Annotated in this window: 13 protein-coding genes and 1 tRNA gene; 8 read left to right on the forward strand and 6 right to left on the reverse strand. The window is 68.7% G+C overall.

Annotated features, from left to right (window positions below; translation table 11 throughout):
• Together Q8M82_RS00080 and Q8M82_RS00085 are read left to right on the forward strand one after the other, a co-directional pair.
• Window positions 1-189: hypothetical protein (locus tag Q8M82_RS00080; RefSeq protein WP_305689362.1), on the forward strand; the 189-nt coding region annotated here is incomplete at its 5' end.
• A gap of 77 nt (window positions 190-266) precedes the next feature.
• Window positions 267-476: a hypothetical protein gene (locus Q8M82_RS00085; protein ID WP_305689363.1), complete on the forward strand. Its 210-nt coding sequence runs from the start codon at window positions 267-269 to the stop codon at window positions 474-476.
• A gap of 132 nt (window positions 477-608) precedes the next feature.
• Here the strand turns inward: Q8M82_RS00085 and Q8M82_RS00090 are convergent.
• Window positions 609-684: transfer RNA gene (locus Q8M82_RS00090), tRNA-Ala, on the reverse strand.
• A 112-nt stretch (window positions 685-796) separates the two neighbouring features.
• On the opposite strand from Q8M82_RS00090, the gene Q8M82_RS00095 reads away from it, so the two are divergent.
• The 3 genes from Q8M82_RS00095 to Q8M82_RS00105 all read left to right on the forward strand — a co-directional run bounded on the left by Q8M82_RS00095 (window position 797) and on the right by Q8M82_RS00105 (window position 2,183).
• Window positions 797-1,087: a YggT family protein gene (locus Q8M82_RS00095; RefSeq protein ID WP_305689364.1), complete on the forward strand. Its 291-nt coding sequence runs from the start codon at window positions 797-799 to the stop codon at window positions 1,085-1,087.
• A gap of 1 nt (window position 1,088) precedes the next feature.
• Entirely contained in the window at window positions 1,089-1,421 is a 333-nt protein-coding gene (locus tag Q8M82_RS00100) for a DUF167 family protein (protein WP_305689365.1), read from the forward strand.
• 69 nt (window positions 1,422-1,490) lie between these two features.
• A complete protein-coding gene (locus Q8M82_RS00105) occupies window positions 1,491-2,183 on the forward strand; it encodes a carbonic anhydrase (protein WP_305689366.1) in 693 nt (230 codons plus the stop codon).
• 163 nt (window positions 2,184-2,346) lie between these two features.
• Here the strand turns inward: Q8M82_RS00105 and Q8M82_RS00110 are convergent, their stop codons facing one another.
• From Q8M82_RS00110 to Q8M82_RS00120, 3 genes are read right to left on the reverse strand one after another with little or no spacing between them, the layout of a single operon-like run.
• Window positions 2,347-2,937, reverse strand: a complete 591-nt coding sequence (locus Q8M82_RS00110) for a HutD/Ves family protein (protein WP_305689367.1) — start codon at window positions 2,935-2,937, stop codon at window positions 2,347-2,349.
• A 9-nt stretch (window positions 2,938-2,946) separates the two neighbouring features.
• Window positions 2,947-3,876, reverse strand: a complete 930-nt coding sequence (locus Q8M82_RS00115) for a site-specific tyrosine recombinase XerD (RefSeq protein ID WP_305689368.1) — start codon at window positions 3,874-3,876, stop codon at window positions 2,947-2,949.
• Window positions 3,873-4,019 carry a histidine kinase gene (locus tag Q8M82_RS00120; protein ID WP_305689369.1) on the reverse strand — a complete coding sequence of 49 codons (147 nt, stop codon included), beginning with the start codon at window positions 4,017-4,019 and terminating at the stop codon, window positions 3,873-3,875. The genes Q8M82_RS00115 and Q8M82_RS00120 overlap by 4 nt, the downstream gene beginning before the upstream one ends.
• 169 nt (window positions 4,020-4,188) lie before the next feature.
• Here Q8M82_RS00120 and Q8M82_RS00125 point away from each other — a divergent pair, with 169 nt between their 5' ends.
• The 3 genes from Q8M82_RS00125 (at window position 4,189) to Q8M82_RS00135 (ending at window position 7,110) form a co-directional block, all read left to right on the forward strand.
• Window positions 4,189-4,812: a shikimate kinase gene (locus Q8M82_RS00125; protein WP_305689370.1), complete on the forward strand. Its 624-nt coding sequence runs from the start codon at window positions 4,189-4,191 to the stop codon at window positions 4,810-4,812.
• Entirely contained in the window at window positions 4,809-5,960 is a 1,152-nt protein-coding gene (gene aroB, locus Q8M82_RS00130) for a 3-dehydroquinate synthase (RefSeq protein WP_305689371.1), read from the forward strand. Before Q8M82_RS00125 ends, aroB begins: the two co-directional genes overlap by 4 nt.
• 211 nt (window positions 5,961-6,171) lie before the next feature.
• Window positions 6,172-7,110, forward strand: a complete 939-nt coding sequence (locus Q8M82_RS00135; protein WP_305689372.1) for a sensor histidine kinase — start codon at window positions 6,172-6,174, stop codon at window positions 7,108-7,110.
• Between the two features lie 126 nt (window positions 7,111-7,236).
• Here Q8M82_RS00135 and Q8M82_RS00140 read toward each other — a convergent pair whose 3' ends face one another.
• Both Q8M82_RS00140 and Q8M82_RS00145 read right to left on the reverse strand, forming a co-directional pair.
• Entirely contained in the window at window positions 7,237-8,388 is a 1,152-nt protein-coding gene (locus tag Q8M82_RS00140) for a calcium:cation antiporter (RefSeq protein ID WP_305689373.1), read from the reverse strand.
• A 134-nt stretch (window positions 8,389-8,522) separates the two neighbouring features.
• On the reverse strand, window positions 8,523-10,051 hold a 1,529-nt coding region (locus Q8M82_RS00145), incomplete at its 5' end, for a glucan ABC transporter ATP-binding protein/ permease (RefSeq protein ID WP_305689374.1).

Raw genomic sequence — 10,051 nt, forward strand, 5'->3', positions numbered from 1 at the left:
CCCGCGCCCGCCGGGCGCAGCGTCACCGTCGCCCGCGCCCGGACGACGGCGCCCGTGACCGCGCCGATCGCCGGCCCGAGCCCGGCCGCGGCGCTCGGCTTCAGCCATGCCGAGCCCAGCGACGCCCGCACCGGCTCGTTCAGCGGCCCGGCGGTCAGGCCGCTGCCGACGAACTTCATCCAGAACTGAAGCATCGGCGCCGCATTAACCGATTGCTGACCCCGCTCGCGCCACACTGCAGGCGATTCGCCAACAGTGAGAGTGATATGGGACAGGTTTTGCAGTTTCGGCTTCCGCCGGCCCGGGACGAGGTTCTGCCCGGCGCCGAGATCGATCTGCTCTCGGCGGTCGATTTCGCCCTGCGCGACCTGATCGACATCGCCAACCATGTCACGCTGGACGCCGTGCGCGAACAGGCCCGGGCCTGCCACGCCATGCTGGCGGCAGCCTATGACGCCGAGTTCGAGCGCGCCTGAGCCCGCGCGCGGGCAACCGTCTCAGGCGCCCGGAAGGGCGCCGCAACGGTACGGACAACAGCGGAATGAAGCTGGGGTGGGGGCTCCCACCAAGACCACGGAACCGGCGCGAAGGGCCCGTTTCGAAAGCCTTGGTGGAGCTGAGGGGATTCGAACCCCTGACCTCTGCAGTGCGATTGCAGCGCTCTCCCAACTGAGCTACAGCCCCGAGGCGCTGGCCTTCTAGGCCCTGCGTCGCGTGTCTGTCAATCGCTTGCGCCATGAGTTTTGCGGCGCACGCGGCGGCGGGCACCGGCCAACGACGATCCAGAGGATTCCCGATGCGTGCCGTTCTCGACGTGGTGTTGCTGGCCCTGCAGATCTACACATGGCTGCTGATCATTTCGGCCGTGCTGAGCTGGCTGATCGCCTTCAACGTCGTCAACACGCGCAACCAGTTCGTCTCGACCGTCTGGGACATGCTCTACCGGATCACCGAGCCGCTGCTGCGCCCGATCCGCAACATGCTGCCCAACATGGGCGGCATCGACATCTCGCCGATCATCCTGCTGCTGCTCATCTTCTTCATCGAGCGCGTCATCGTCCTGTATCTCTACCCGGCCGTCTTCTGAGGTGGCGTCCGCGGCCGGGGCCCGGCCCTGGACCGCTGCCGTCGACGGCCTGCGCCTGTCCGTGCGGCTGACGCCACGCGGCGGGCGCGACGCGATCGACGGTATCGAGATCCTGTCGGACGGCCGGCCCGTGCTGAAGGCACGCGTGCGGGCCGCCCCGAGCGAGGGCGAGGCCAATGCCTCCCTGCTCGCCCTGATCGCCCGCACGCTCGACCTGCCGCGCTCGGCGGTGACGCTGGCGGCCGGCGCCAGCGCACGGCTCAAGACGGTGGCGATCGCCGGCGACCCCACGGCTCTCGGCGCCCGTCTCGAGGCGATCGCCGCCCGGCGATGAGCACGCAGGCCACCTCCTGCAGCGCAGCATCCGCTTGACGAAAGAGCTCGCCTCCTGTTCGAAGACGGCATGGACACGCCCGCATCCCCTTTCCCCGAGCGGCTGACCGAGGGTTACCGCACCTTCCTCGACGATCGCTTCGACCGCGAAAAGGACCGCTACGAGCAGCTCGCCGAGACCGGCCAGACGCCGAAGATCATGCTGATCGGCTGCTGCGATTCGCGCGTCTCGCCGGAGGTGATCTTCGATGCCCGGCCCGGCGAGATGTTCGTCGTCCGTAACGTCGCCAATCTCGTCCCGCCCTTCTCGCCCGACGACCAGCTCCACGGCACCTCCGCGGCGCTCGAATACGCCGTGCAGGCGCTGAAGGTGGAGCACATCGTCGTGCTCGGCCATGGCCGCTGCGGCGGCATCCGCGCCTTCGCCGACGATGCCCAGGGCCCGCTCTCCTCGGGCGACTTCATCGGCAAATGGATCACGCTGATCGCGCCCGCGGCCGAGCGCACCGGCGGGCGCGGCCGCCACGAGACGCTGGACGGCTATGTCGAGCGCCTCGCCTTTTCCTCGATCCAGCAATCGCTGGCCAACCTGCGCACCTTCCCCTGCGTGCAGATCCTCGAGAGCAAGGGCCGGCTGCACCTGCACGGCGCCTATTTCGCCGTCGCCACCGGCGTGCTGATGCTGCTCGACCCCGTCACGGGCCAGTTTGTCCCAGCCATCGGCGAACTGCCGCGCAAGGCCGTGCCGCTGCGCTGCGACTGACGACGGTCATTTGGCATCCCGAAACGGGTCGTCATCCCGGACAAGCGGCGTAGCCGCGCTGATCCGGGATCCATCGTAAAGCGGTGCGCCCTCCGATGGATCCCGGCGCTCCGCTTCGCTACGGCCGGGATGACGGCGCGTTTCAGAGCCTACGGGTCATGCTCTAGCGCAGGCGGATCGACGCCAGGAGGCCCTGACCCGCCTCGACCGTCAGCGAGACGCCCGCCTCCGCATCGATCTGCAGAGCATGCCCGCCGGGAACCGTGACCTCCGCATCGTCGCAGCGAGCGGTGACGGCCTCGCCCGGCGCGTAGAGGATGTGGATGCCGGGCGTCAGCCTGATCGTTGCGCCCGGCTCGGGTACCGCGAGATCGGCGCTGCACAGCGCCCGGTCGACGATCAGGTTGACGACCTCGACCGGCCCGTTCTCCAGCCGGCTGACCAACGGCCGCCCGCCATCATAGCGCACCGGCACAAAGGGCCGGCGCAGGTCGATCTCGCCCGACGCGCCCTCCAGCACCAGCCCCGAGCCGACGATCACCGCCTGCAGCCGCTCATAGCCGGTGAGGTCCGAGAACGGGCCGGGCTGGACGATCGCCGTCCGCCCGAGCCGCCAGACCATGCCCTCCCAGCCCGACGGGTCGGCACCGGGCGCGGTCGCATCGGCGATGTCGTGCGTGACGCCGCCGCCATTCTTCCAGGGCTTGCTGCGGAAGCTCTCGGGCGGGAGCGGTGTGAGGCGCGTCGTCGTCATGGGGCTCTCTCAGGCTTCGTCCGCCAGCGGGTGGAGGTCCCGCACCAGGCTCTTCAGGCGGTCGTCGAGGACATGGGTGTAGATCTGCGTGGTCGCGATGTCGGAATGCCCCAGCAGCTCCTGCACGACGCGCAGATCGGCGCCGTTCTGGAGCAGATGGCTGGCGAAGGCGTGACGCAGCACATGCGGGCTCAAGGCGTCGCCCGACAGCCCGGCCGCCCCGCCCAGCGCCTTGAGATCGCGTCCGAAGGCCTGGCGGGTGAGATGCCCGCTCTCGCCCTCGGCGGGGAAGAGCCAGCGCGTCTCCGCAGCCCCGGCCTCGCGCAGCGCCGCGAGCCAGAGCCGCGCCGCCTCGCGAGACGGCTCGTTCAGCGGCACCAGCCGATCCTTGCCGCCCTTGCCGCGCACCACCAGGAAGCGCTCGCGCGTGGTCGCGGCCGAGAGCGGCAGCGCGATCAGCTCGGAGACGCGCAGGCCCGTGGCGTAGAGCATCTCGATGAGGCAGCGCATTCGCAGTGCCCGCAGCCGCGCGGCCGGCGTCAACCCCTCGCGCCCGCAGGCCTCCCGCGCGGTCGCGATCAGCCGCTCGACATCGGCGACCGAGATCACCTTCGGCAGCGGCCGCCCGAGCCGGGGCCCCTGGATCGACGCTGTCGGGTCGTTGGGGGCGAACCCTTCCGTGTAGAGGAAGCGGTGGAACTGCCGCACCGCCGAGAGCCGGCGTGCGGCGGAGGAGGCCTTGAGCCCCCTCGCCGAGAGATCGGCCAGCCAGCCGCGGATGTCGTCGGCCGTCGCGGCCTCCAGCGCCCGCCCGCCGAGAAACTCCAGATAGTCGTCGATGTCGCGCTGATAGGCGTCGAGCGTGTTGCGGGCGGCGCCGCGCTCGGCGGCGAGCATGTCGAGGAAGCCGTTGCGCCGCGCCTGCGCGATCCGGCTCATTTCGGCTGCAGCCGCGAGGGCGGCACGACCTCGATCATCTCGCGCGGCTCCGGTTTGACGAAGGCGACGAGGGCGACCATGCCGCCGAAGACGAGTCCGCCGAGCAGGGCCAGGAAGGCGACGAATCGAAACAGCGTCGGCACGGTGAGGCGAACCCTTGAGGCTGTGGCTGCAATGGCGCCGGCCATCTTTCGGGAGATGGCGGATGCCGGCAAGGACGGCAAGGCCACAAGCGCCGCAAAATGCGGCACGGGGCCTGACGTTGTGTGACGGCTCATGTTAAAGGGCGCTGAAGACAAGGCTTCCATCGCTATGACGATCGTCGAGACGCTCGACCAGCCACGAGGTGAGGATATCGGCCCGGACCCGGCGGCCCTGCGGGCGGCGATCGGCCCGCGGGCGATCGTGCTCGTCGGCATGATGGGCTCGGGCAAGAGCTCCGTCGGGCGCCGCCTGGCGACGCGGCTCGGCCTGCCCTTCGTCGATGCCGATACCGAAATCGAGACCGCCGCCGGCATGACGATCCCGGAGATCTTCGCGCAGCGCGGCGAGAGCGAGTTCCGCGACGGCGAGCGCCGCGTCATCAGCCGCATCCTGACGACGCGCGCGCCGCTCGTGCTCGCGACCGGCGGCGGCGCCTTCCTGAACGCCGAGACCCGCGCGCGCATCGCCGATCTCGGCATCTCGATCTGGCTCAAGGCCGAGCCCGAGGTGCTGATGCGCCGCGTCCGCAAGCGCTCCAACCGGCCCCTGCTGCAGACCGCCGACCCCGAGGCGACGCTGCGGCGGATGCTGGCCGAGCGCGAGCCGGTCTATGCGCTCTCCGATCTCACCTTGCTCTCGCGCGACGACCCCCATGACGTCGTGGTGACGGCGGCGCTGGCTGCGCTCGACCGGCATCTGCGCATCCCTCCCGACCGGATATCCGCACCATGACCACCCCCGCCCCGACGCCCGGCGCCAGGATCACGGTTCCGGTCGCGCTGGAGGGCCGCGCCTATGACATCCATATCGGCCGCCACCAGCTCTGCGAGGCCGCAGCCCTGATCGCCGCGATGGCGCCGGGCGCCAAGGTCGCTGTCGTCACCGACGAGCGCGTCGGCCCGCTCCACGCCCCGGCGCTGGAGGCCTGCCTGCAGCAGGAGGGCATCGGCTTCACCCGCATCACCGTGCCGCCGGGCGAGGCGACCAAATCCTATGCCCAGTTCACCGCCCTCTGCGACGCGCTGCTGGCGGCCAAGATCGAGCGCGACGACCTCGTCATCGCGCTCGGCGGCGGCGTGGTGGGCGACCTCACCGGCTTCGCGGCGGCGGTGCTGCGCCGGGGCGTGCGCTTCGTGCAGATCCCGACGACGCTTTTGGCGCAGGTCGATTCCTCCGTCGGCGGCAAGACCGGGATCAATTCGGGCCATGGCAAGAACCTGATCGGCGCCTTCCACCAGCCGGCGCTGGTGATCGCCGACACCGCCCTGCTCGATACGCTGAGCGAGCGCGAGTTCAAGGCCGGCTATGCCGAGGTGGTGAAATACGGGCTGATCGACGACGTCGCCTTCTTCGACTGGTGCGAGGTCAACTGGAGCCGCATCATCGCCGGCGGACCCGAGCGCGACCATGCCGTCGCGGTCTCCTGCCGGGCCAAGGCCGCGATCGTCGCCCGCGACGAGCGCGAGGAGGGCGACCGCGCCTTGCTCAATCTCGGCCACACCTTCGCGCATGCGCTGGAGCGGCTCACGAACTACGACTCCACCCGCCTCGTCCATGGCGAGGCGGTCGCGATCGGGCTGGCACTCGCCTTCCGCTTCTCGCAACGTCTGGGGCTCTGCTCCGGCCAGGACGCGACCCGCGTCGCGCGCCATCTCGACGCCGTCGGCCTGCCCTCGACGCTCCAGCAGGTGCCGGGCGGCGCCGGCACGGCGCAGGAGATCGTCGGCGCGATGGGCCAGGACAAGAAGGTCCGCCGCGGCGTGCTGACCTTCATTCTGACGCGGGGCATCGGCCAGAGCTTCATCGCGCATGGCGTCGCGGCGGAGGAGGTCACGGCGTTCATCGAGGCGGAGTTGGCCACCAACGGGCAGGCGCATTGATCAGAACGGGGCTGGTCTGTTTGTGAGACGCCGCATCGCGGTGGAATCGCACAGGCGCCAGCACAAGGCTGCGCGGACGCGTTCGACCGATATGTAAAATGACAGCGCAGCCGAATTGGCGGCATGGCAGGCCCATGCGATAAGCCCGCATAGCGACATGCATGGTGGGACTGGGGGCCTGGTGACACCTGAACTGAGTGATGCCCGCTTTATGCGGAGCCTGTTGGCGGCCTCGGACGACTGCATCAAGGTCATCGCGCTCGATGGCACGCTGTCCTTCATGAGCGAAGGTGGACAGCGGACCATGGAGGTCAGCGACTTCAATGCGCTCAAGGGCTGCCCCTGGCCGGATTTTTGGCAGGGTCAGGGCAATGCGGATGCGCTGCATGCCCTCGACGAAGCAAGGGCGGGCCGGAGCGCGCGCTTCCAAGGCGCAGCGAATACGGCTGCCGGCAATCCGCGCTATTGGGACGTCCAGGTCTCCCCGATCCTCGACGCCCAGGGCCGTGTCGAGAACATCCTTTCGGTGTCGCGGGACATCTCCGCGATCAAGGCCGCCGAAGAGCAGCAGCGGCTGCTCGCGCTCGAGCTGAAGCACCGCATGAAGAACACGATCGCCATGATTCAGGCGATCGCGAACCAGACCCTGCGGGGCGGCGACGAGACGGAGAAAGTCAAGGCGCTGTTTCTCGCCAGACTGGGCACGTTGAGCGCCGCCCAGGACGTGCTGACCCAGTCGGCCTGGGCGCGCGCCAGCCTGTCTTTCCTGATCGGCGAAACGCTGAAAGCTCACTGCAACGCAGCGCAATTCAGCATGAACGGGCCGGAGGTCGAGCTCGCGTCGAAAATGGCTCTGGCGATGGCTCTCGCGCTGCATGAATTGGCGACCAACGCCACGAAATACGGCGCCCTGAGCCGAGATGACGGGCGCATCGCCATCGGCTGGTCGATGACCGCCGACGAATTCCATTTCCGCTGGCAGGAGATCGGCGGCCCCCCTGTCGCGTTTCCCATCCACAGGGGCTTCGGATCGCGCATGATCGAGAAGGCCCTGGCGAGCTCCGTCCAGGGCATCTCGAAGATCGCCTACGAGCCGGCGGGCGTCGTCTTCACGCTGACGGCGCCGATCGCGGCGCTCACGACCGATTGACCGCGCTCGACGCCTTGCCCTGATCGTCCAGGGCGTCGCCGGCTCGCCCCGACCGCGCATGCTCCCGATGGGTCGCAGGCGCGTCTCTGCCGCTCGGCGGGCAGGCGGAACGTGGTTCGAAGACGCCTACGGACTGAACACCAGCACCAGAAATACGAAGAACACGCTCAGATGCACGGCGCCCTCCAGCATCGTCGTGCGCGTGCCGGTGAAGGTCAGTGTCGACAGCAGCAGCGTCATCGCCAGGATGATCATATTGGCGTCGGACAGACCGAGCACGACCTCCTGACCGGTGAACAGGCCGATCGCCAGCACGGCCGGCACGGTCAGCCCCAGCGTCGAGGCGGCGGAGCCGAGCCAGAGGTTGATCGCGCGCTGGAGCTGGTTGGCACTGATCGCGCGCAAGGCCGCGATGCATTCCGGCGTGAACACCACCATCGCAATCAGGATGCCGCCGAGCGCCACCGGGGCGCCGAGCTGGATGATGCCGAAATCGAGCACCACGGCGAGGCTCTTCGCCAGGATCACGATGGGAAGGATGTTGGCAAGCAGCAGGAGAAGATGCGTCGACGTCGCGCCGCCGGGATCCTCGTGCCCGTCATGCTCGACGATCTCGATTTCCTCTGAATCGGGCGCCCGGCCGTGCGGGGCCGAGCGAATCGGCGGCGCCTGCTCGCTCGTCGGCTCGACGAAGAAGGAGCGATGCCGCCCGGTCTGCAGCACGAGGAAGGCTCCGTAGAGAGCAAGCGTGAAGATGGAAAAGCTGACCGATTGCAGCATCGTCAGCGTGCCCTCGCCAGTCGAGGTGGTGAAGTTCGGCAGTACCAGCGGGATCACCGTCAGCGGAATGATCACGACCAGATAGGACGAGGCGCCCTTCATGTTGTAGCTCTGCGCGAAATGGCGCAGCCCGCCGACCAGCAGGCCGATGCCGACCACGCCGTTGAGCACGATCATCAGCACCGCGAACATCGTGTCGCGCCCGAGCGTCGGGGCGCCCTTGGCGCCGAGCATGACGGCCGAGATCAGCGCCACCTCGATGATGACGATCGAGAGCGTCAGGATCAGCGTGCCGAACGGCTCGCCGAGCCGCCCGGCCAGAACCTCAGCCTCATGCACCACGCCGAAGGCCGCCCAGATGATGATCCCGAGCAGCCAGGCGAAGATCAGCGCCGAGGCGAGCGGTTCACCGAGCCGTGCGAGCAGGACCTCTCCGAACAGCAGGAATGCGGCGACGGTCGCCCAGGCGCAGGCGAGACGGAGGATGGTGACGGGCAAGAGAAAGATGTCCTCGATCGATGGGGCTGGCGCCCGGTCAGGTGCTGAAATACGAAAGGGCCGCGCGCGGCGACCCTCACGGGCTCAACGCATTGACCGCGACGCGGTTGCCTCCGCGCGCGGACCCTGCGGGATCAGTCGAGCGCGAGGGTCCGCGCCAGCGGACTCGCAGCCTCCTCCGATAGCGCGGCCGCCTTGTCGGTGACGAGATACTGCGCCCGCGCCAGCGCCTCGAAGCGGCCGCCCTTGGCGACCAGTTCGTCGAACGACCCCATCTCGATCACCTGCCCCTGTTCGAAGACGAGGATGCGGTCGGCATTGCGGATGGTGGCGAGGCGGTGGGCGATGACGAAGGTGGTGCGGCCCTTCATCACCTCCTCCAGCGCCTTCTGAAGCTTGACCTCGGTGGCGGCATCGAGCGCCGAGGTCGCCTCGTCGAGGATCAGGATCGGCGGGTTCTTCAGCAGCGCCCGCGCGATCGAGAGACGCTGGCGCTCGCCGCCCGAGAGGGTGCGGCCGCGCTCCCCCACCAGCGTGTCGAGCCCGTCGGTCTGGCGCGCCATCACCTCGGTCGCCTGCGCCCGGTCGAGCGCCTCCATCATCTCCTCCTCCGTCGCGTCGGGCTTGCCGACGCTCAGGTTCTCGCGGATCGTGCGGGCGAACAGCATCGGCTCCTGGAAGACGACGCCGATGTTCCGCCGCAGCGAGATCAGCGAGATCTCGCGGATGTCCTGCCCGTCGACGGTGATCGACCCCGATTGCGGGTCGAAGGCGCGATGCAGCAGGCCGAGCGTGGTCGACTTGCCCGAGCCGGTCGAACCGACGATGGCGATGGTCTCGCCCGGCGAGACGGAGAAGGAGACGTCTCGCACCGCGGTGCGCTTGCCGTCATAGGAAAACGATACGTTCTCGAAGGCGACCGCGCCCGAAAGCCGTCCCGCATCGGGCGCGCTGGGCAGGTCGCGCACCGCCGGCAGCGTGTCCAGAACCTCGAAGAACTCGCGCATCTTCGGCGCCTGCATGAAGATGAAGTTCACGAAGGCGACGATCTGCTCCAGCCGGCCGACCAGCATGGTGGCGAAGCCCATGAAGGTCACGATCTCGCCGACGGTGGTGAGGCCCTGCATCAGGAGCCAGGCACCGACGACGAAGATCGCCAGCACGGTCAGCGTCGCCGAGGCGCGCGTCGCCACCGTCGCGATCGCCCACCAGGACAGGACCGGCAGCTGCGCCTCGAGCAGGCTGGCGATGGTCGAGCGCAGGCCGCGAACCTCCGCCTCGATGCGCGTGAAGCTCTGGATCACCGGCACGTTGCCCAGCGCATCGGAGGCCCGTTCGGCCAGGCTGGAATGATAGCCTTCGACATTGCTCTGCAGCTTGTCGGTCTTGCGCAGCACATAGGCCGTCAGCGTGCCGAACAGCACGACCAGCGCGATCAGCAGGAGGCCGAGCTGCCAATTCTTCCAGAGGGTGAAGGGCAGCAGCACGAAGAGCGCGACGAGGCTGGCGCAATGTTCACGGAAGAAGGAGAGCCACAGCGCCCACATGCCGCTGGTGCCTTCCAGCATCACCTTGAGCACACGGCCGGAATGGGTCTGCGTGTGATAGGCGAGCGGCAGGGTCAGCGCGTGCTCGAAATAGTTCGCCATCACCGCGAGGCGCC

Source organism: Allobosea sp., assembly GCF_030694325.1.
Lineage (GTDB): Bacteria > Pseudomonadota > Alphaproteobacteria > Rhizobiales > Beijerinckiaceae > Allobosea.